Here is a 23394-nt window from a genome sequence, read left to right as displayed (position 1 = left end):
TTTTTTTTTAAAAATCAACATTTACTCCAAAAATAAATCGTCTCACTAAAGGATATTGACCATAACCTCCAGATACACCGTTTCCGCCTTCAGGATCACCAAAAGGCACTTTAGACCAAGAATATAAATTGAAACCAGAAAGGTTTAGCTTTAACTTTTGTATTCTTAAAAGTTTCTTTAAATATTCTGATTCTATACTATAACCTAATGTTACACTTTGTAGTTTTAAATACGAAGAATTTATAGTTGTAGCGCTACTTCTTTTTTCATAACCTTGAGCGTTAGGTATATGCCCAAAAGCAGGGAATGCTGCATTTTGATTATCTGGACTCCAACGGTCTAAATGTACAGACTTAGCTTCTAACAAACTAGTATTAAAATTTGGGAATAGGTTACTTTCATTATAAGTAACGCCTTGTTTCCCAAAAAATCTAGCACTAAAATCAAATCCTTTATATGTTAAACTACCGTTAAAAGCATAAATAAAATCTGGTTGGCTAGTTCCTTCTAACGCAACATTGTCATTGCTGTTAATAACACCATCTCCATTAAAGTCTGCATAAGAATAGAATCCTGGTATATTACCACCTGATATGTTTGGTGCATTTATAGCTTCTTCAAAATTATTAATGTAACCGTTACTATGGTAACCTCTTAACCAACCAATAGGTTTTCCTTCGTTTCTTTGGTAGCCTGGTGTACCTACACGATCTCCTTGATAGATAACTCTGCTATCAGCTACGGTAACGCTACCCCCAAATGAATAACGTAAACCTGAAGGTGTTACATGTTTATAGTTACCCTCAATTTCAAAACCGTGATTTTTAACCTCTCCTAAATTAACTTTAGGCAAGCCAATACGCCCTCCTGTATTTAAAGTACCCAAACTAGGGTTAAAGTATGATGGTACTGGTATGTTTACAAATATGTTTTCTCTACGTTCTTTATATAAGTTTAAACTTAGAGTAAGATCATAATCAAACAAATCAACATCAAACCCTAAGTTTTGTTTGTATGCAGTTTCCCAAGTAGCATCTGGGTTACCTATTTTTGTTTCTGCCCATCTAGGAATTTCATTACCAGCAGGTAATCCAAAAACGGTATTAATTAACCTGTTGTTTACCCCTGTTACGCCAGAATAACCACCTAGGTATAAAAATCTTTCGGCATTTTCAGTTCCAGATTCACCGTAATTATAGCGTACTTTAAAAGTATTTAGCCATGGCAAATTTTCTTGAACTAATTTTTCTTTAGCTATATTCCATCCTATGGCATAACCCGGAAAGAAACCAAAACGTTTTCCTGGAGCAAACTTTTCAGACCCATTATAACCGCCTGTTAATTTTAATAAATACTTGCCTTTATAATCATAGCTTACAATTCCAGCCCAATCTTCACTGTATGAAGGCAATACACCTACACCTATATTACGTTCTGTTCTATTAAAAACTGCTAAAGCTGAAACGTTATGGTCTCCAAATCTCCTATCATAATTAAGTTTTGTTTCATAATAGGTGTTACGTCTAGTGCCTGAAAAATTCTCAGCACCTGAAGAGTGAAAATTTGGCTCGGAAGAATTATAATTTTGACCAGATTGTGGTCTCCATTCATTTTCTAGCACATCATATAACCATATATGAGGGTTTACACCTTCTCTCTTCACATAATCAAAAGCAGTACTATAATTAAACTTACCTGAAAAAACTAGGCCTTTTGTTATTACATCTAGTTTTTGTGTAAAACCAATTCTTATATCAACTACATCTTTTCTAAACTTTCTCATTCCTGTATGATTTAATTTAGTGTAAGGGTTTGATTGATATGGGTTTTCACTATCTGCTCCTGAGTAACGTACTCCTGCTGGGTATGGAGATAAAGGATCTGGATATGCAGTCACAAAATCTTCTGGGTAATATACAGGAAAACTGTATGATGTGGCTTCATCTAAAAACTTAAATAAATTACCAAAATCATTTCTTCCAATATCTGCATTGGGTGTTTTTCTTGTTTCTGATCGGCCAGATATATCAACCGTTAACCTTGTAGTTTTAGATAGGTCAAAATCTAGATTAGTTCTAAAATTCATTTTATCATAACTAAATGAAGGATCATAATACCCATTACCAAAATCTTCGGTTTTTAAAATATCTCCTACATGATTTACACTAAATGAACTGAAGTACTTAACAAACTTAGTACCGCCAGATACATTTATTCTTGCGTTAGATTCCCAGCCAACATCTCTAAATAAAACATCATACCAATCTACATCTGGATAAAGAATTTGATCTCTATTAGGATCTAAAAAATTATCGATATAACGTTGTGGACGTAAGCCACTATAAACTCCTGAGTTTTTTATAGCTTCTTGCCCTAACATTAGCACATCATATGATGATAATTTATCTGGTTTCCCTGCCATAGCTTTAGCAGTAACACCTCCGCCTACTGTAATTTTTGCGTTACCTTCACTACCACGATTTGTGGTAATTATTATAACACCATCTGCACCTCTATTACCATAAACAGCTGTAGAGGCCGCATCTTTTAATACAGATATTGAGGCTATTTCACTAGGGTCTAACTGAGAAAAACCGCCTGTTGCTTCAACGCCATCAATTAATATTAAAGGGGAGTTATCTCCATTGAAAGTAGATACACCTCTAATGGTAATTTTAGCATCATCTGCACCAGGTTGTCCTGAAGGAATTTCAGTATAAACTCCTGGTAAGCGGTCTTGAATAGCTTGCGACATATTGGTAACTCCTGTTTCCATAAGGGCTTCACCTTTTACGGTTGCTACAGCTCCAATTATGTTGGCCTTTTTAGTTTTACTATATCCTAAAACAACAATTTCATCTAAAGATTCTTGATCTGATTTTAATGTTATATTTATTAAAGTTCTTCCCTCTACTTCAATATTTTGAGATATATATCCTAAATAAGTAACCTTAAGCGTACTATTGGGACTTACTGTAATGTTGTAATTTCCATCAAAATCAGCTACAGCGCCTTTTACACCTTTACTTGTTTCAGAACTTATTATATTGGCTCCTGGTAAAGGCGTACCATTTTCGTCTGTTATTTTTCCAGTTACTGTTATATTCTGTGCACTAATTGAGTAGCTCAGAAAAACAAAGCAACAAAAGAAAAATGCAATTTTATATTTCATATTATATTATTGGTTATCATTTTTTAATTCTACTTATATATTACGCTATTCATCTTTTACTAAGCGTATTCCAAACATCATCTTATTATGGTAATTGAAGTACCTAAATCGTTTTGCAGCATCATCATATTGAATTTCTAAAACTCCTTCTCCTCCATCATTTACCCAAAGATCTGCTCTAGACTTTTCAAGAGGTACTCTAAATCCATTATCAAAATCATTTGGGCTAGGATAGCGCCAACCAGCAGTAACATAATTTAATCCATAAAGATCAACTCCGTTATCATGCCATTTTCCTAGTATATCTCCTGCATTTTTGTTTCCATAATTTCTTAAATAATCTATATCCTCTTTATTCATTACATGCCAACCTTCTGGTGCCATTTGTGAATTAGATACTAATGCCTGACTATATACACGCCCATGAACTTCAGACCAGTTTGGGGTAAACCCATCATAACCCTCTGGATGTTCGTTATAATATTTATCGTCTGGATTTCCATTGTTTTGGTTTCTTCCTAGAAAATCTAAATCATCACCATTTGATAATTTTTTAGTTCTTAAGTTTTGAGACATCCATATTTGTTCACCAAAGCGCACCCAAGTATAATCGTTAGATTCTGCTTGCCTTACATCTGTGTAAATTCCAGTCATTTGTGGAGTAAACTCTACCGGAAAAGAGTTTGTTTCAGCTCCCGCACCATCTTTGGCAACAACAAGAGCATAATAGGTTTTAACATCAGTTATATCACTTGGAATATCTTCGTTTTTAATTTTAAACTGAGTTTCTGTTATATTATTAGCAACCAAATTAGTTGGCGGATTAGCTGTTCCTACATATACATCATAAGAGGCTGCACCTGTTGCTTCATCCCATACTAATAACTCATCTAAAGACAGTATGTTTGGAACTTCAAAATCATGAATTTTTGGAAATCCTACTCCTACACCTGTTACACTAAAACCATATGTTTGAGACTTAGTACTATTGCCTGCTGGGTCTTTTGCTAAAACATACCAATAGTAAGCAGAATTAACATCTAAGTTAGCGGTTGTAAATTCGCTAGCTGATGATGTGCTTATTAAAGTTGTTGGATTATTATTTTTATCCATATAAAGTTCGTAAGTCACCATATCGCCTTCAGGGTCTGTTACATCAGACCAATCTAACACCACTCCTGATTGTGCTCCACTTTTATTGTTTGGTGCTATAAGCATAGGCTCATCTGGTGCTCCTGGACTTAATTTTTTAAAAGAACGCACCTCACTAGCAGAACTGTTAATTAAATCTGAAGCTTCTACCTTCCAATAATAAACCGCACCAACCTCTAAGGTTGAGGCATCTACAGTTAAAGATGTACTTCCGTCTTCAACTTTACCTACTAATTCTTCAGGGTTTTCTTTTTTTCCTAAGAACACATTATAAATAATAGTTTCTCCTTCTGCTGCATCTACAGCCTCCCATTCTAATACTAAATTTTCACGAATAAAAACATTAGCTTCTGGTGCTGTTAAATTAGGTGCATTAGGTGCTGGTATTGATTTAAAACTCCAAATACTACTTTCGCCTTTATTTGCACCATTATTAGCTACTACTTTCCAGTAAAAAGTGGCATCTTTACGTAATTTGTAATCTGTAAGCTTATAAGTAGTTTCTGTAATACTTTTAGCTTGTACAAATAGTTTTGTACTATCTACTCCTAAATAAAAATCGTACATTAATTCATTTCCATTAGGATCTTGACCTTGCCATTCAAACTCTGGCCCTATATCAATTCCATTAGCCATATTACTAGGAGAAAGTAATGTTACGCTTGGTTTGTTTTCAACAAACGTATCTTCCTTGTCACATGAAATCAATGATATTAAAACCATAAATAACAAGAAGATTTTATTTTTATACTTCATAATTTCTTGTATTATAATATTTTAACTAATTGTTTACTTAAAGTTCAAATGTGTTTTTGTTTTGAAAGTAAGATTCTTGAGGTTATACTTTTCATATAAATAATTAATTTGGTAATACTTTTGTCTTTTTTTCATATTCATTTTGGTTTAGTTAATATTGTTTTTGGTTAGATTATTATGTGGTTACTAACCAACATTTTAATTGAAATTAATTTTATTGTAATTTTAATTTTAATGAATTCAAAGATGACTTTTAGCTGGTAATATTACGGCGACATATTTTCCATATTAGTGTCTATTTCATTCAAACACCCCTAAATTTCTATACTCACCCATTGCTTTTAACAACAAAGAGCATATTGTATGTTATGAAGACGCTTAGAATTTTTAAAATCTATTTTATTTTGTTTCATCTATTAAAAAAGCATACTAGTTTGCATACTAAAGAATAAATGCTGTTAATTATATTTGTGTGCAACTGCTACTATTTTACTATCAATTTTAAATTAGCCTCTCCTACTTTTATAATATATATTCCTGAAGATGGGAACACATTACGTGCAAGTGTAACTTTTTGTCTTGAATGTATAGCTTGGTTAAAAACCAAGGTGCCAAGTATAGAATATACCTCTAAGATATTTGTAGAAACGTTATTTAATCTTATGGTTACATTTCCAGTTTCTAACGGATTTGGAGTAACCGTTAGCTTAATGTTTTTAGTATTCTCTATACTTAATGCAGATGCCTCTGCTACTAAACGAATTTCTTGAATTTCTAAAAAGGTATCTACATTATCACTAGAGTGGTCTATTCTTAGAGAAACTGCGTTTTTTAGCATAGATTCACTAAAGCCAGCCGACGCTATGTTCCATCGTCTATAGTTTTTAACATCTCCATCATTGGCTAACGTAGTACTTATAGCTTCCCAGTACTTTGTTTCTGACAACAAACCATCTGACAAAGTGAATTTTAAATTACGAAATCTATTATATGCACCACTATTGCTATAATTTCCGTCTCTTACATAAAAATCTAGAAATTTTAATGCTTTTCCTGCTGGAATAGCCATTTCGCATTGCCACCAGTTATCTTCTGGTGTTCCTGCAGGTAAAAAATAATTATCTAATCCTGATGGATCACAATTTGGGTATGGACTTGTTGGACTATTTATATTATAAGTAAATGAGTCGTTAATTAGATAATTAGGATTGTCTCTTTTACCTGGTTCTGAATAGTGAGGTGTTCCTCCTGTTGCATTAGACAAAGGAACATTTACTAATTGCCCAAAAGATAGTTGCGCCATTAAAATTACAGCTACAATAAAAAATAAGTTTAGTAATGGTCTTTTCATAATTTAGTTGTTTAAAAAAATTCATTATTCTATGGTGTTTTACTGTACTCAAGTTTGTAATTCTTAAGGAAATTCTAGGGTGTATAAATGTTCTTTTAGGCAGATTTTTTGTTCAAAACCTTGTTTTTGTGGCTGTTGTGCGTATATTTTGAAGATATATGTACTTCTGCATAATTTTAAACCACTCTAACAACTAACAAGCAATACCTTGAGTTAGAAGTTTAACTTTTATAAACAGGAAAACTCAGGCTAAACACTATAGAATATATACATATGACAAAAAAAAAGTACATTACCCTTATAATTATCTTTTTATATTGAGAATTAATACAAAAAAAAAGTCGAAAGGTTAACCTCTCGACTTTTTATAAGTTTTACACCGCCTAAAAGCAGTCTAAAAAAATATGTTTTATAAATGATTAATCAATAGGAGCCAATTCCATTTGCACAAATCTTTGTATTCCCGGAAAACTATCATTGTCTTGTGCTTCTAGTTCCAACCTATACAATCCTGTTCCTTTAAATGTTATTACGCCATAATTTTTTAAAACGCTCTCACCATATTTATTTCTGGGTTCTGTAGAAAATTTTAAAATGTCTTCACCGTTAGAAAGCATCATTCTAGCTGGATTAAAACGGGTAGCAAATTCACCTCGCACCACATAATCTCCGGGTACTTTCACATTAACAAGCCAATAGGCTTTATCCCATGGGTTATGCCAACTTTGCAAACCAACTTTTTGAATATTTCCGTCTGCAACACCCAAATCTCTCTTTTGAATATGCCCCGTAGTACTTGCATTACTACCATCTAGTTTTAAAACTTCTAATTTTGAGAATGGGTCTGCATTTAATTCAAAACCTTCTAATTTTAAAACATAGGCGTGTTTAAATGGCATATCTGTTTGTTCAATTGCCATTTTATCAACTGATAGTTTTTCTCCTTCAATAGAATAACCTACCTCACCATAACCCAACAATGTGATTTTCGCCTCTGCTGGAGCTTCTTTTACTTGGATTTTATCGAATGTAAAACCATCCCCTGGCCAATCTAGGCAAATAGCAAAGAGGTTACCATCTTTCTGGGTATATTTTACGTTAATTTTATTAGTTTGTGGAGCAGTACTAAAATCATAATAATGCCCTTTTTTTCCATACATATTTGGTCCTTCTCCAGATACGCGCCAAGGACGTGTTCCATAAATAGCTTCGCCGTTGATTTTTAACCAGTCGCCTACTTCATATAACATTTCTTTTTGTCCTCCTGGAATTGTTCCATCTGCAGCGGGACAAACATTTAATAACATAACACCATTTTTACTCACTACATTTATCAACTCGTGCAATAACCATCGTGGAGAACGGGTTTTCAACCCTTCACGATAACTCCAATAGTGCCCCCCTGTAGACTGATCGGTTTGCCACAATCTTGGAGCCAAATCTCTGGGGCTACCACCTTCATAATCATGAACTCCTACGCCATACGGTAATTGATCTAATTTTCTTGTTATAATAACATCTTTACCCCATTCCTTCTCTTTTGAATAATAGTAGGAGGCAAATTTTTGTCGGTACTCCATAGGAATGGCCCTAAGCCCCCAATCAAACCAAATTTGATCTGGTTGATAATTATCTATAACTTCTTTTAACTTTTTAAACCAACGTTCATAACTTTCCTCCAATGGTAATTTCCCATATAAATCGGCATAATTTGGATTGTTTACGAAAGAATTTTCAGTATCGTGGTAATACCCTTCTACGTTAAACGCATGGTGAAAAGAAGTTATTACTTTCATATCGTTTTTACGAATAGCTTTCACCAACTCACCAACAACGTCGCGTTTTGGCCCCATATCTTTAGCGTTCCACCTATTCACGTCACTATCCCACATAGAAAAACCGTCATGATGTTCTGCTACTGGACCTGCAAATTTGGCCCCAGCACGCTTGTACAAATCTGCCCATTCTTTGGCATCAAAATTTTTCAGTTTGAACATTGGAATAAAGTCATGATAACCAAATTCATCTATTGGGCCATATTTTTCAACATGGTGCTTTTGCACTTTATGGCCCTCTTGCAACATCAGTCTTGGGTACCATTCTCCTTCAAAAGCAGGTACGCAATAAACCCCTAAATGAGCGTAAATTCCAAACTTAGCATCTTTAAACCATTCTGGAATTTCATGATTCTGCAAAACTTCCCAACTTAAAACCGGTTCTTCTTTAGTTTGCGCTGAAACATTTATGCTTATAAAGCATATATATAGAGCAGTTAGTAATTTTAAATTTATTTTCATCATTAATTAATTTTATCTATCTTTAATCTACCTCCTGAAACTCTAGAAAAAGCACACCATTAGGCTGTATTTCAAAATCATGTTCTCCTTCAAGCACAAACTCTTCATTATTCCAAATGTCTTTTAATTTGTAGTCACTTTTGCTCCCAACGCGGTGATAACTTTGATAGATTTCAGTAAAGCCTAATTCTTTTTTTGAAAGCGTTCTAATAATCTTATGGTTTTCGTGCCTGTTGAATATACCAATCCATCCTTTACTTGGATTGTCTTTATTTGGTGTATACCATACTTCAACATCATCATTACTATATACTTTTACGCCAACAACTCCATTTTGGTTACATTCCAGCATGGTTTTATTTGTTAATAGCGAGTAAGAATAATCATCCATGGTTAGCAAATCACCTCCTATCATTAATGGTGAAGCTGCAAGAGCTCTTTGTGTAATGAAAGTTTGCATCTGATCTTTAGAAAAACGGCTTTGTCTGCTTCGTTTGTCTTCTTTTTTTATGGTTATTCCTTCAGGCACGCCAACACACAATCTTCCAAAAGGAATCATATCTAAGTCTGGCCAAAAGCCATTTCCTTCAATACCAACTGCCTTTTCCCAGCCAACAAAACCGTTTCTTAAACTCCTGTCATGATCCCATATATCCTCAGTTATTCGTAAAACATTAGCCTTTCTATAAAAAGCTAAATCTTTTTTTGAATATCTTTCTCCGGGCGATAGACTATAAATCATTTTATGACCGCCATTTTTAATTGCATTGGCAACCGCTACTATCTCTTTAGGGTTTGGCACCACATCATCAACCTTAATATAATCTACACCCCAAGAAGCTAACTTATCAATTAGTGCGTTATAATATTCTTGCGCACCGGGTTTGTTCATATCAATTCCGTAGCATATATTATTCCACCCACAGGTGTTTGTTGTATCGGCAATATCTCTTGCTGTATATTTTGTTCCCTTAATAGGTAAATTTCTTTCTACTGCCAACTTAGGTATACCCCTAATGAACCAAACTCCAAACTTCAAACCTTTTTTGTGTGCCTTAGAAGCTAAAGCTTTTATTCCATTTGGAAAGGTGATTTCCCAAGGGTCTGGCATACCATATTCATCTACAACTGGACCAATTACATCTTTAGGGTATTGGGTACCTTCATAAAAATCTATGTTATAATACCAACCTGCATCTATAACAAAGTATTCGTAACCAAAAGGCAAGTATTTTTCTGCCATAACATCTATTAAGGCACTTGCTTTATCTTCTGTTATTGCGTACAAGTAACTATCCCAACTATTATACCCAAGAGGTGGAGTTGGAGCAAGATTATCAATTGATGCAATTTTACTTACCTTATTTTTTTGTGCTACTGAGTTTAAAGTAGTTAATAAAATTATGGATAAGAAGTAAAGTTTTACTTTTTTCATTTTCTGTATTTAGTTTTATTTTTTTAATCTTATTTTACAATTACTTCAGCTAATGCTAACTCTCCTTTACCATTTAACTGAATTTTTACAAACCTGCCATTTGTAGCTTCAACCTTAATTGTTATTGAAGGTTTTGGTGCATTATCCTGAACAGATTGCCAAACTATATTACCTGCAGCGTCTAATACAGAAACTGTAAAATCACTTAATTGCTCAACTTTATCATCGGTTCTGTTAAAGATGGTTATTTCATTTATTTTGTGCATTTCACCTAAATCAACACGCCACCAAGGCTTGTCTTCTTCAAGAGTCCAAGAGGTTTGCTCCATCATACAGTTTCCTTCAGTAACACCATCTACAGCAATTTCTGCTCTAGGATATGCTCTTTTATCTCGCACAAATTTATTCATACTCGATTGCTCACACGATTTCATAAAAGCCAAATTTTCTGCTGTATTGTATTGGTACCCCCAATTTTCTTCTATTGGAATATCTTTAGGTTTCTCCCAAACATCAGCCACTTCTTTTAAGCGAACAAAGACTTCATCATCAATATCACCAGCAATATTAGGTGAGATGTTGAGAATATATACCGAGTTATGAGAATTATAGCTATTTAATTTTCCTAAAATATAATCTACACTCTTTCTAACTCTCATGTCATTATTATCATCCCACCACCAATCTATTTGTAAAAAATCTGATGCAGCTGTTGGCCTTAAATAATCTGGATGATATGGATAATCTCTACCTGCTGCATCGGCAAAAGGTACTTCGGCGTGAGCCAAATTAGATTCATAAGTATGTGAAATAATCAAGCATTCTGGTTGTAACTTTTTTACTAAAGCTAAAATCTCTCCATATTCAACATCATCAAAATTTGGTGTTGTTGGCCAAGTACTCCATCCATCAAAATTGATATAATCTATTTTTCCATAATTGGTTAAAAGTTCAGTTATTTGGTTTTTTAAAAATTGAACATCTTTTGCTGATGTTTTCCCATTCTCAACACTATGATGATAATCTAAAATAGAATAGTACAACCCTACTTTTAAACCTGCCTCTCTAAATTTAGTTGTAAACTCACGAACTATATCTGTTGTGTCTTTTGAAGACGCCACATCATAATCTGTAAACTCACTATCCCATAAACAAAAACCACCGTGGTGCTTGGTTGTTAACCATCCACCTTCCATTCTAGCAACTTTTACAGCCTTAACCCAATTATCTACATTTAGCCCTTTAGGTGCAAACATTGAAGCTGGCTCTTTACCGCTTGATCTTCCTAGATGTTCTTCAGAATTGAGATTAAGAAACGTGCACATGTTGTAATGAAAATAAGCTTGGTATCTTGTATTTACAAAATCATGTTGTAACTCTGCTAACGTTTTTTTAGACACATTACTACTTTCCAAATTACTTTGTGAATTCTCTACATTTTCTCCAGATTTAGATTGACTACAACTTAATGCTAAACTTAAAGTTAATCCTATTGTGATTATTGGTGTTTTCCTTAAGAAATTTAAAATCATTTTTATATTTAATTATTAGATAAATTTTTATGTGAAGTTATATTAATTGCTTACAGTTTTCTATTCAGTTATAAAACTCCAAACTTCTCCTATGGCAACACCTCCACGTCCATCACTTGCTACTACCTTCCAATAATAGGTTGTGTTAGGCACTAGGTTTTTTACGTTTAGTTTTTTTTTGTTAAGGTTTTCTTCAATGAGTGAACTTGGATTGGCATTAGTATCTAAATACACATCAAAAGACAGGGCATCATCATCAACATCGGTACAGCCCCATATTAATTCAACGTTCGTTCCTTCAAAGCTGCTCCCTTGCTCTGGAAGTACCAAGCTTGGGGAAAAAGGCAGGTGGTTCTCAGATCCAGAACCTTCCGTATAGAACTGGTAGACTGTTGAGTAGGCGCTGGACTTGTTCTTGCTGTCTGTTGATTTTACACGCCAATAATAAGCTGTACCAGCATCTAGAGATATAGAACGTGTGGTTTCTGTTAGGTTGGTAAAGGCGTGTGTTATTTGGGTGAAACCAGCATTTTTTGATACTTCCATGGTATATTTTACCGCATCGTTGTCTGGATCGGTTGCGGCCTCCCAGTTGAACACAAGGTCACTTTCTATGCACAGTTTGTTGTTTGTTGGGTTGGTAAGTTCTGGTACCGACGGAGCGCGGTTCTCTGTGGTCTCTCCGTTGTTTCCTTCATCTGGATCGGGCTCGGTAACAGGGTCGTCTCCTCCACTACTGCAGGAAAACAGACATCCCAAAAATAATATTGATAATTGTAATATATTTTTTCTCATTTTTTTAATTGATTGGTTCTTAACTTTCTTAATTGTGGTCACAATGTATTGGTATGTTATTTTATTTATTGTTTTTTATTATATCATTTTTTGATAACCTTAAGTGTTTTACTGTTTTTGCCTATATCTACTTTTGCAAAATATACTCCCGAGGGCTGCTCTGTTATATCCAGTTCAATACGCCCTTGGGATACTTCGTAAAACTTTGAAGATATGCTTTGCCCATATACATTATAAACATTTACTTGAACATTTGATACAGGAACTGACATGCTAATTGAAAAACGTCCATTAGTTGGGTTAGGCAAAACTTGGTAAACGTCAGATACGATTTTAGAAAGACTACCTTCACATTCTACGCTGGTCTTTACCTCTATTAAATCTCCTTCGTTGGCATTAACTTCAAAATTTGAAGCATTAGTATAAAAAATTGGCTTACCATTTACCAATACATTAAAAGGGGGCGTACCATGTGATATCTCTACAGATACACCTTCTTTTTTTCTTTTTGTTTTTCCAGTTACTTCAGTAGCTTCATCTAAGGTAAACTCAAAGCATTGTTTTTTATTACTTATTACATTTGTAATACACAGGTTGTATGTTTGAGGAACCAAATTTTGAATTGTTAAGTCTTCGGTAAAGTTAATATTAGCACCACCATTTATATTTGCTGCATAATTTCCTGATTCTTTAACTTCAATTTTTATTTGTCCGTTATCTTTATCAGGACAAGTCTCTCCAATTACTTTAATATTATAACTATCGTCTCCAGGACTTTCTATTGCTCCCATACATGGTGTTAACTTAAAAATCATTTCTCCTGTATTATAGTAAAGTCGCGTATTTATTGTATTGAAATCATATATTGCACTATTATCATGAGCAGGCTGACCACTAAAATGTTCTCGTATGTTTTTACGATAAACATCTTTATTTGGTAACGCACAGCGGTATTGATCTAGGTATAAGCCTATTTTTTCAAAAGGTATGTTAGGAGCAAATGATGGTTTTGGGCTTTTAAATTTAAAATTCAAAACACTTGGGTTTTCAAAAATATCTAAAGTAATATCTCTATTTCCGTTTCTTGTTTCAACACTACCTCCCAAAATATTTGTATTATTTGCGTAAAACATATTATCATCATAATGCGATGCATAAGGATAAAAATTTTGATTATTTTTAAACCCTAATATCATTTCTTCAAATTGAGGATATCTTTCAAACCAAAAATTTTCTATTTTGTCTGCCCAATTCTCCGTAGTAACGGTTGTTTCCCAACCAGATACTCCAACAACTTTAAGCAGCCTTCCTATATAATTATTTTTATCATTAGATAAAGGATTTGTTGATAGATAGTTCATCATTTTTTCATGATCTGAACTTTTAGAATTTCCATTTCTAATTCCTCTATGACAAGCTAGTACCACATTTCTAACAATATCATGCCCGCCTCCTTTATTCATTTTTAAGGCTTCCCAACCCCCTTTAAACACCACGTTTTCATAAACATCTTCTCCTGCATCAAAATCATCAGAAAAAAAAGCTGCTCTTCCTAATAATTTAGGAACACTCATGATATGGTGCACAAAATTATGTCTAATTTGATTACCAAATGACCACATAGCATTGCCTGTATAAAATGCACCACCGTCACCTTCTTCAATACCTACATTAAAAGCTTCATTGAGTTCGATAATGTGATCAATACCTGCATGAGTTACTGGTTGGCCATTCATGTTGTGAATTAAATTATTTTTAAAAGTGTTTCCTGCACCATTAATTCCGCAAGCTTTACCGTAAAAATCTTTAGAATAAATTTGAGTGAAATGACAGTTTTCTATTGTGTTATTACCATATTCAACTGAAGTAGATGTATACTTACCACCATATAAACGACTATTATTTGAAACATCATAAAAATTACAACTAAGTACCTTACTATCCTTAACGTCATGCCATAGGTTAACAGATGTTAGAGGCTCTGCTATATAGCGAAACGTAACTCCAGCCACCAATATATTTTTGCTAGCCCCGATGATATTAATGGCTCCTTGACCATTAGACCCGGTACCTATATTTTGAATGGTTATCTTCTTTATTTGAATGTCATGCCCATTATTAATTTCAAAACACTGTGGTCCTGCCCAAACACCTATTGACGAATTGTTTGTTATTGGCTCTGTTGGCCAAACATACAAACGAGAATCTGAAGAATCATAATACCACTCACCAGGTTCATCTAACTCACATAATAGATGATAAAAAAACAAGCGATTCACATGAGCACCACCATCTAATACACCATATTTAGACCCATCACGTAATTTTATATTACCCGATGCGCTAAATGTACTAACAACTTTCTCTTCTTTATGCCAATCGGCCGATATATACCCTTTAATTCTAGCTTTTTTTACTCTTTCTAATTCTGCTGCCCACTTTGAAGCATTTATATTTTCATGAAGCTTAAATTCTGCTCCTTTTGGGTTATCGTTTGTTCCTTCTCCTCCAATAACTTCTCCAGTTACTGTAGATCTGTTTATATGTGCAAAACCTATATTTGGAAATCGTGCTACAGTTGCCATTTTATCGTTCATTGATATTTGGGCAGTTGGCTTCTCTAAAAAAGATTGTAATTCTGGGTTTACTATAACTTGTGAATACACTTTGCCTGCTGCATTAGTATGTAGTTTGGATAACAGAGCTTCATCTGTTACTACTTGAAATTGATTAGCTTGAATGTATTTGCTTCCATCAAAAATAACCCTTTCGTCTTGATAGCCAGAAAAAGTTACCCCTGAATCTTCACTACCTAAAATACAAGTTTCATCAAAATTATAACGTCCTCCTCTAATGTAAATAGTTTTAGCGCCCGTTTCTCGAGCCTTGTCTCTTGCTGCAATTAGTGTAGCCAAAGGTTTTTCCTTTGAACCATTGTTACTATCACTACCGGAAGTGGATATGTAAATTTCTTGGGCGTTAAGGCTGAAGCCATAAAAAAATAGTAAAATAACAAAACTCGAATGTATTCTTTTAATCATAATATTTAGTTTAATGGTATGTATTTATTAGTATGTAATTAACTGAAAATAAAAGAATAAGAATACTCCAACATGTTACAATTAATATCCATTACTTTATAGTTGGAATACAAAATTTGTTATAAAATTACCTTAATAGGTTCTAAACTCTTTCCAATAAATGTTCAAAATTGGGGTATAAAATGTTCTAGTACTAAAACTTTTTTAAATAGTATTGAATATGTATTTAGTGATATTTAAACTTACCCTAATATGCAAGAATCAGTAACAATAACGGTATAAAAATTACCTCAAGGAAGACGTTTATAATTTTATATTATTTGATTTTTTTCCTCTTTTAAGTGAATTTCAATTTTACAAACACTATTTTTTAAAAGCTTTTGAAGTTTATATTTATAACATTATCATTTGGAATACACTCTGAAAGTATAGAAATATTTAGTTATAGATTTATGGCGCTTTTCAATATATAATATTTGTTCAAATTAGTTAACACTTCATTTTAAAACTAATTTTCAATTTGAATAACTTTTAAGCTACATTTTTCCAGTTCTTTTGAATTAGTTCCAACCATAATTTCATAAACCCCTGGTTCTACTTTCCAAACGCCATCCACCCAGTATTCCAACTGTTGATTAGTAATTTCAAAACGAACTTCTTTTTGTTCGCCTGGTTTTAAGGTAACTCTATGAAAATCTCTTAATTCTTTTAACGGGCGTGCTCTTTTAGACATGATATCGTGTATATACAATTGAACTACCTCATCGCCTTGATACTTTCCTGTATTCTTAACGTTTACAACTACTTCTGTTGTAGTTCCTACTTTTACCTCTTTTTTAGTAAGTGTTGGTTTACTAATTTCAAAAGATGTATAACTTAAACCATATCCAAAAGGAAATAAAGGCTCAGGATTTGAGTTGTAAATATTTCTGGGACGCCCGGTTTCAAGTTTATTGTAAAACAACGGTACTTGCCCTACATTTCTAGGAAAAGTAATAGGTAGCTTCCCACTTGGGTTAACGTTCCCAAAAAGTATGTCTGCTATTGCTCTACCGGTTTCCTGCCCTAAATACCAACCTTCAACTATGGCTTTTGAGTTTTCTGCTATCCACTCTATGGATAAAGGTCTTCCGTTTAACAAGACTACAACATATGGTTTCCCTGTAGCATGCACAGCTTTCAACAACTCCAATTGAGGCCCTGGCAAGCTCAAGTTGTCACGGTCTTCATTTTCTCTACACGTTTCTTCCGAGCCTCCAATAGCCACAATTGTTATATCTGATTGGTTTACCAAAGAAACGGCTTTAGGAATGTTTTCTGTGGAATCTGTAAAATTACATCCTTCTTCAAAATCAACACGAACATTATTACCAACGGCTTGTTTTATTCCATCTACTATATTGATGTAATACTTAGGAATTTCTGGAGAATACCCTCCTAATCGCATTGCTGTTGCATTAGGTCCTACAACAGCAATTTTTTTATGTGCCATTTTTGAAATAGGCAATAAATTGTCTTCGTTTTTCAATAGCACAACTGCTTTATGAGCTACTTCCAAAGCCAACTCATTATGTGACGGTGTGTTCACAATATCCTTCCAGTTTTCTTTTGGAATACCTACATAAAGTGCTTTCTTAAACATTTCGGCGTCATGCTGTGACACTTGGTCTGGCTCACCGTTTTTTGGGTACTTTAAAACATCAAACCGATCATCTTCGCTTATATCTTTATCAAAAAGACCTAAATCAAATTTTGCCTTAAGAACGTGATATACTGCATTGTTTACTAGTTCTTCTGAAACAATGCCTTTGTTAACGGCATTTATTAAGTAATCGCCATACATACGTTGATCACTCCAACCTTGAAACAATGCCAATTCTTGATGAATTCCAGCTTCCAACCCTGCTTTTGCTGCATGTTCCCAATCTGGTACATAATTAAACACACGCCTTAATGAACGCAAATCACCATTATCAGAGACAATCAAACCGTCCCAATTCCATTCTTTACGCAAAATATCATTGAGTATATCTGTATTTGCATGACAAGGAATACCGTTTAATAAATGATGTGCAGGCATAATAGCACCAACTTTTGCTTCTTCTATAGCCATACGAAACGGATACAAATGCACATTGTTTAAAGTATAGTCGGATACATCATGAGCAGCTCCATTGTCTCCTGCCATAGGCTCTCCATCTGCAACAAAGTGTTTTGCTGTAGCCATAATATGGTTTTCATCAAACCTTTCATCTCCCATACCTTGAAGTCCTTTTATGTAGGATGCGCCTATCTTCCCTACCAAATATGGATCTTCTCCATAACTCTCTTCTGTTCTTCCCCAGCGCACATCTCTAACAACTGCCAACATTGGCGTATAGCATTGATGGATGCCGTAAGCCCGAGACTCTTTGGCAACGGTTTCCCCCATACGTTCAATCAAATCCAAATCCCAGGTACTGGCCATGGCTATAGCCTGCGGAAATACAGTCGCATGATCCATTTTTATTCCATGTAAACACTCATTAGCACTTATGTTTGGAATCCCCAATCTCATGTTTGCATTTGGATATTGCGTTGCTAATTGATGTACTTTTTCATTTAAAGTCATTTTACCAATCAACTTGTGAATTTTTGAATCAATAGTAGACAATCGTTGTTGAGAAAACACAAAATTAGTTACTATTAAAAACGTAAATACGACTGTTACTTTATTTTTCATCTTACTCATGATTTTTTATTTATCTACTTATATGGTTCACAATAAAACACTTGCATCTTTCTAATTTCTACACCCTCTCTTATAACTTCAAGTGCTTTAAACCTAACATGATTTGTAATTACCGGCTTTAACCTGTCTATTTTTTTGTGACCAATTGTTTCAAAACCAGGATTAGAATTGTAAGGCGATTTTGCTGTATTAAAATTGTTTTGAGGCGTTAAAGTTTTCCAAGTACCGTCAACAAAAGCTTCTATTGTATATTTTTTAACTTTTTGACCATTTTCAATATTCTCCATTAAAACAACGGTGTTTATTTCCTTTGGTTCTTCCCATTTCAACTCAACTATGCTTCCTTTCTCCAACGAATGGGTTTCTGCAATTGGTTTAGAAAATCGCTTTTTAATTTCATCTCCAAATGCTTTCGCTGCCGCTACGATATCATCAGGAATCAAGCCCCGGTTATCCGGAGGTAAATTGATAATGGTATTAGCTCCTAAACCCACTGTTCTGTAATATAAGTCGATATGCTCACCCAACGTTCTAGGAACAGTAACATCTGGATGCCAAAACCATCCTCCTTTATGAAATGCCCAATGTGTTGTACACTCTCTAACACGCCAAAACTTTCCGTCTGGACTTCCTGCTCTTACATCGGTTTCTAACAAACCATAGTCATTTTTTGTAGAGGTATCTCCTACTACAGCTGCAGGACGGGTATATTTTGTACCATCAACCGTATGAACCGCATTCCACATAGGATAAACCACAAGCCCTGATTCATTTCCAGGCACCCATGTATCGGTTCCCATAAAAACCATATTGGGTTGTAATTCCTCTACCAAATCTGTAATAGGGCGCCATATATCTTCTGTCCCCGGCGCCCCCCAATGATCGGACCACATAAAATCAATTGGTCCGTAATTGGTTAACAACTCACGCATTTGATCTATTTGTACCTTTATGTACTTTTCTTTTAATTGTTTATTCTGAAAAGCTACAGACATTAACGAATCTCTTTGTTTTCCCCATCCTATTTCTCCTTTAAACCAACTTAAACCTGTATTTGCATCATGGCTAGATGTATGGTAAAATCCTATTTTCATACCATGTTTTTTGCATGCTTCAACAAAGTCTCGTGCAATATCTCCTTTTCCATTTTCATACGGACTATTTGCTATGGTATAGTCTGTAGTTTTTGAAGGCCATAAGCAAAAACCACCTTCATGCCTAACGGTTAAACACGCGTATTTTGCCCCTAAGTCTTTTGCTGCTAAAACCCATTGTTCGGCATCCAACTCGGTAGGATTAAACTTGGAAGCAGGTTCTTTACCATCTCCATGCTCTTGCCCAGTAAAAACATTCAGCCCAAAATGGATAAAAGCGCCTACCTCCCAATCTGCAAAATCTAATTGCTTTTTACTGGGTTTGGCCAGAACTAAGGATTTATTATCATTTTGTTTGATAGCCTTTTTGTCTTTACATGATAGAGCAAAAAGTGCTACGAATAGTATCAATATGTACTTTTTCATAATTATTAACCGTTGTTATTCCGTAAACTTAGCATCTGCCCAAACCGCATGATCTGAACTTCCGTTATCTCCACCCAAGGTTGTGAACAATTGTATTTTTTCAACTCCTTTTGGAAAATCTACTTTTATGTTGATTGGAGCATCTTTACCTGTTAAGCGTTTGCTTTTATACAGTTCGTTCCATTTACCATTTTTATAAGCTTTCACGATAAATTCGCATGAACCATTATCTCCAGTCATATCCTCAATGCCTATTACAGCAGTCATGCCTTTTGCTTTTGGATAGTTTTTCATATCAAATTCAGCCACCCCTTTTTGCTCTGCCGCTAAAGGACAAACCATCAATCCATAATCATAGCTTTTTCCATTTAACTCAATACTTTCCCCTTTGTAATCTACATCACGACGGATGCCCCCATGCGCAACCTCATATGACGTCTCTACACCACTAAGGTAGGGGTATCCTGCATCAAATTCTCGAACAATTGGAGGGTTATTATAAACGGCCAGTTTACGAATTTCAATATCATCAACCACCGATTCCAAACAACGAAAACGAATTTTGTTTGTAACTACCGGCTCTACTCGGTCTATTTTTTTATGCCCAATTGTTTCGTAACCAGGGTTGGCGTTATATGGCTTAAAAGCATCAATACGGTTTTTGGGCTGAAGTGTTTTCCATGCTCCATCAACAAAGGCTTCTAGTGTATATTTTACAACCTTTTGCCCAGTGGCTATATTCTCCATAGTTACTATCGTGTTTATTTCCACAGGAATGACCCAATCAAGTTCCACTATCTTTCCTTTTTTAACCCCCTCTGTTTCTGCTATAGGATTAGAAAACCTTTCTCTTATGGCATCACCAAATTTCTTAGCTGCTTCAACAAAATCATCTGGAATTAAGCCTCTATTATCAGGAGGTAAATTAATAATGGTATTAGCTCCTAAACCTACTGTTCTATAATACAGGTCTAAATGCTCCCAAAGTTTTTTAGGGTATGTTTTTTTCACTGAATCGGGGTGCCAAAACCAGCCTCCATAGTGAAAAGCAGTATTAGTTGTACACTCCCTTACTCTCCAAAAATCGCCTAATGGATGTCCTGTACGCACCTCGCCCTCTAGCAAGCCATAATTGTTACTTGTATTAACATCATTTTTGTTAGCAGCAGGTCGAGAATTGACAGTACCGTCTTTGGTATGTACTGCGTTCCACATAGGGTAAACAACATGCCCAGTTTCATTACCAGGTACCCAAGTATCTGGTCCCATAAATACCATTTCTGGTTGAAGTTCGCGCGCTAAATCTGTTACAGCTCTCCAAACCCCGTTAGGATCGGTAGCATCCCAATGATCAGACCACATAAAACCAATAGGGCCGTAATTGGTTAAAAGCTCGCGCATTTGTTCAACCTGTTTCTTTTTCACCCTTTCTTTCAAAGTTGGGTCAACTCTTCTTGCCTCCGCCTGTGCAGCACCCCAAGTAGTCATCCAGTCTAGAGGCAAATCGTATTTATCAATACCATTAAATCCTTTTAAATTCATATTTGCATCAAAACCCGCTGTATGATAAAATGCAGGTATAATACCGTGTTTTCTACAAGCTTCAACAAACTCCTTAGCGATGTCTCCTTTTCCGTTTTTATACGGACTATTAGCTATGGTATAATCGGTAGTTTTTGAAGGCCACAAGCAAAAGCCACCTTCGTGCCTTACCGTTAAGCAAGCATATTTCGCCCCCATAGCCTTTGCCGTAAGCACCCATTGCTCTGCATCTAAATCGGTTGGATTAAACATTGAAGAAGGATGTTGGCCATCTCCATGTTCCATGTTTGTAAATACATTTAAATCAAAATGGATAAAAGCACCTACTTCCCAGTCTGCAAAACGGATTTGTTTTTCGGAAGGTTTTGCTAACTGAACAGTTTGGGCATGTACTGTACTTGCCATTAATAGCACAACAAGTAACAATTGAAATTCTTTTAAAAAACGATTCTTCATTATTTATTTTGTTTATTATGTTTATTTTTTTTACTTAATAACTGTTCCATTTTTCAAAAAAACTATAGGTGAGATTCATAAAAAATCCCCCATAGTTTTGGGTTTTATTTATCACCTTTTTTAATTAATCATTCTTATTAAAACGCTTTTTCAACATCTACAAGCCTTCATAGAAACTCTTGACACTATACTTATCAGCTTTAACTTCCTTACTCCATTCCATCATTGCTTTTTTAAGTTCGTTAAGTTTTTCAGGTTCTTTGTCAGCTAAGTTTATTTCTTCATTGGGGTCATTGTTTAAATTGAACAAAAGGTAATGCTGCTTCACGTTTACTATAGGCATTTCAAAATATTCTATCAACTTCCAATTGTCTTTAATGATACTTTGCCCGGGCCAATTACGCTCGGTTAACTTAGGGCTATAGTGAATTAAAGACACATACTTAATCCAGTTAAAACTGCGAGTATTAAGACTTTTTGACGGTTTTTTAATTAACGGTGTTAAATCAACACCATCTATATTTTCCAATTGTTTAGGGTCTCCTTTAATATTTGCCATAGATAATACCGTAGGATAAATATCCCATCCTGCAACACGTTCGTTATTTACAGAACCTGGTTTAACAACTCCAGGCCACCTTACTAGAAATGGTACACGCGTTCCACCTTCATAAAACATACCTTTACCACCTCGTAAAGGATAATTAACAGTAATGTTTCTATAAATTGCACCTCCATTATCACTCATAAAGATTACAATTGTATTGTCTGCCATTCCATTTTCTTCTAATGCTTTTAATACAGTGCCCACTCCATCATCTAAATGCTCTACCAGTGCAGCATAATTGGCGTTTCGGTGTTGGTTTTCTGGTTTAATTAGTTTTTTATACTTAGCAACCTTATCCTTATTAGCTTGAATAGGCGTGTGTACTGCGTAGTACCATAAATTGAGGAAAAATGGTTTTTCTTTGCCTTTTTGAGATTTTATAAATTTTGCTGCTTCATTAGATAAGGCTTCGGTTAAATGTGTTTTAGGATCATAATTTGATAAATCTGGTACAGCCGCCTTTTCATCTTTTATATTTTGGTGTTGATTACTTTTATATGGATAGAAATAACTACCAGGACAACAAAAATCGTTACTTGCTACATCAAAATCAAATCCACGATATTTTGGTTCATTTTCTCCAGTACCAATATGCCATTTTCCTATATGTGATGTAGTATAACCTCCTTTTTGAAGTGCGGTTCCTAACGTAATTTCACTAGATGGTATTTCTATACCATTTCCTTTAACTCCTCCTAAAGCACCATGGCTAATGGCTCCTAAACGGCTTGGAGTTTTTCCTGTCATTAAAGAAAGACGACTAGGCTGGCACGTTGGATGAGCAGAATGCGCCGTGGTGAATGATATACTTTGAGATGCTAGCGCATCAAGGTTAGGAGTTTGGTGTAAATCACTCCCTGCATATCCTAAATCTGTATACCCCAAATCATCAGCCAATATAAACACTATATTTGGCCTATTCTCTTTTTTTTCGTTTTTAATTACACTTATATCTGCAGTTTGATTCTTGGTTTCTTTACAACCTAGTAAGACTATCAAACTGTATA

At 34.6% G+C, this 23394-nt stretch carries 12 protein-coding genes; all 12 read right to left on the bottom strand.

What is annotated here, in order from left to right; all coding sequences use genetic code 11:
• Window positions 1-7 precede the first annotated feature (7 nt).
• Entirely contained in the window at window positions 8-3172 is a 3165-nt protein-coding gene (locus tag ACXAG4_RS10385) for a SusC/RagA family TonB-linked outer membrane protein (RefSeq protein WP_475296019.1), read from the bottom strand.
• Window positions 3173-3217: 45 nt separating this feature from the next.
• The gene (locus ACXAG4_RS10380; protein WP_475296018.1) at window positions 3218-5080 is read right to left on the bottom strand and encodes an FISUMP domain-containing protein; all 1863 of its coding nucleotides are present in this window, start codon (window positions 5078-5080) and stop codon (window positions 3218-3220) included.
• Window positions 5081-5564: 484 nt separating this feature from the next.
• The gene (locus tag ACXAG4_RS10375) at window positions 5565-6431 is read right to left on the bottom strand and encodes a T9SS type A sorting domain-containing protein (RefSeq protein ID WP_475296017.1); all 867 of its coding nucleotides are present in this window, start codon (window positions 6429-6431) and stop codon (window positions 5565-5567) included.
• A gap of 419 nt (window positions 6432-6850) precedes the next feature.
• The gene (locus ACXAG4_RS10370; protein ID WP_475296016.1) at window positions 6851-8731 is read right to left on the bottom strand and encodes an alpha-L-fucosidase; all 1881 of its coding nucleotides are present in this window, start codon (window positions 8729-8731) and stop codon (window positions 6851-6853) included.
• A 19-nt stretch (window positions 8732-8750) separates the two neighbouring features.
• Complete coding sequence (locus tag ACXAG4_RS10365; protein ID WP_475296015.1) at window positions 8751-10163, bottom strand: glycoside hydrolase family 27 protein; 1413 nt, start codon at window positions 10161-10163, stop codon at window positions 8751-8753.
• Window positions 10164-10192: 29 nt separating this feature from the next.
• Window positions 10193-11695, bottom strand: a complete 1503-nt coding sequence (locus tag ACXAG4_RS10360; RefSeq protein WP_475296014.1) for an alpha-L-fucosidase — start codon at window positions 11693-11695, stop codon at window positions 10193-10195.
• A 60-nt stretch (window positions 11696-11755) separates the two neighbouring features.
• The gene (locus ACXAG4_RS10355; protein ID WP_475296013.1) at window positions 11756-12490 is read right to left on the bottom strand and encodes a hypothetical protein; all 735 of its coding nucleotides are present in this window, start codon (window positions 12488-12490) and stop codon (window positions 11756-11758) included.
• Between the two features lie 83 nt (window positions 12491-12573).
• Complete coding sequence (locus tag ACXAG4_RS10350) at window positions 12574-15531, bottom strand: T9SS type A sorting domain-containing protein (protein WP_475296012.1); 2958 nt, start codon at window positions 15529-15531, stop codon at window positions 12574-12576.
• Between the two features lie 508 nt (window positions 15532-16039).
• Entirely contained in the window at window positions 16040-18262 is a 2223-nt protein-coding gene (locus tag ACXAG4_RS10345; RefSeq protein WP_475296011.1) for a glycoside hydrolase family 3 N-terminal domain-containing protein, read from the bottom strand.
• Window positions 18263-18276: 14 nt separating this feature from the next.
• The gene (locus ACXAG4_RS10340; RefSeq protein ID WP_475296010.1) at window positions 18277-19782 is read right to left on the bottom strand and encodes an alpha-L-fucosidase; all 1506 of its coding nucleotides are present in this window, start codon (window positions 19780-19782) and stop codon (window positions 18277-18279) included.
• Between the two features lie 15 nt (window positions 19783-19797).
• Window positions 19798-21780: an alpha-L-fucosidase gene (locus ACXAG4_RS10335; protein WP_475296009.1), complete on the bottom strand. Its 1983-nt coding sequence runs from the start codon at window positions 21778-21780 to the stop codon at window positions 19798-19800.
• Window positions 21781-21937: 157 nt separating this feature from the next.
• Window positions 21938-23386, bottom strand: a complete 1449-nt coding sequence (locus ACXAG4_RS10330) for a sulfatase (protein WP_475296008.1) — start codon at window positions 23384-23386, stop codon at window positions 21938-21940.
• Window positions 23387-23394: the final 8 nt, after the last annotated feature.

Source organism: Seonamhaeicola sp. ABD4_175, assembly GCF_056160885.1.
This window is presented reverse-complemented; position numbering and strand designations above follow the sequence as displayed.

Bases quoted from the DNA above. Each gene is read 5' to 3' on its own strand.
- ACXAG4_RS10335 (WP_475296009.1), bottom strand. From the start codon at position 21,780: ATGAAGAATCGTTTTTTAAAAGAATTTCAATTGTTACTTGTTGTGCTA.
- ACXAG4_RS10375 (WP_475296017.1), bottom strand. From the start codon at position 6,431: ATGAAAAGACCATTACTAAACTTATTTTTTATTGTAGCTGTAATTTTA.
- ACXAG4_RS10355 (WP_475296013.1), bottom strand. From the start codon at position 12,490: ATGAGAAAAAATATATTACAATTATCAATATTATTTTTGGGATGTCTG.
- ACXAG4_RS10380 (WP_475296018.1), bottom strand. From the start codon at position 5,080: ATGAAGTATAAAAATAAAATCTTCTTGTTATTTATGGTTTTAATATCA.
- ACXAG4_RS10360 (WP_475296014.1), bottom strand. From the start codon at position 11,695: ATGATTTTAAATTTCTTAAGGAAAACACCAATAATCACAATAGGATTA.
- ACXAG4_RS10345 (WP_475296011.1), bottom strand. From the start codon at position 18,262: ATGAGTAAGATGAAAAATAAAGTAACAGTCGTATTTACGTTTTTAATA.
- ACXAG4_RS10350 (WP_475296012.1), bottom strand. From the start codon at position 15,531: ATGATTAAAAGAATACATTCGAGTTTTGTTATTTTACTATTTTTTTAT.
- ACXAG4_RS10370 (WP_475296016.1), bottom strand. From the start codon at position 8,731: ATGATGAAAATAAATTTAAAATTACTAACTGCTCTATATATATGCTTT.
- ACXAG4_RS10385 (WP_475296019.1), bottom strand. From the start codon at position 3,172: ATGAAATATAAAATTGCATTTTTCTTTTGTTGCTTTGTTTTTCTGAGC.
- ACXAG4_RS10340 (WP_475296010.1), bottom strand. From the start codon at position 19,782: ATGAAAAAGTACATATTGATACTATTCGTAGCACTTTTTGCTCTATCA.
- ACXAG4_RS10365 (WP_475296015.1), bottom strand. From the start codon at position 10,163: ATGAAAAAAGTAAAACTTTACTTCTTATCCATAATTTTATTAACTACT.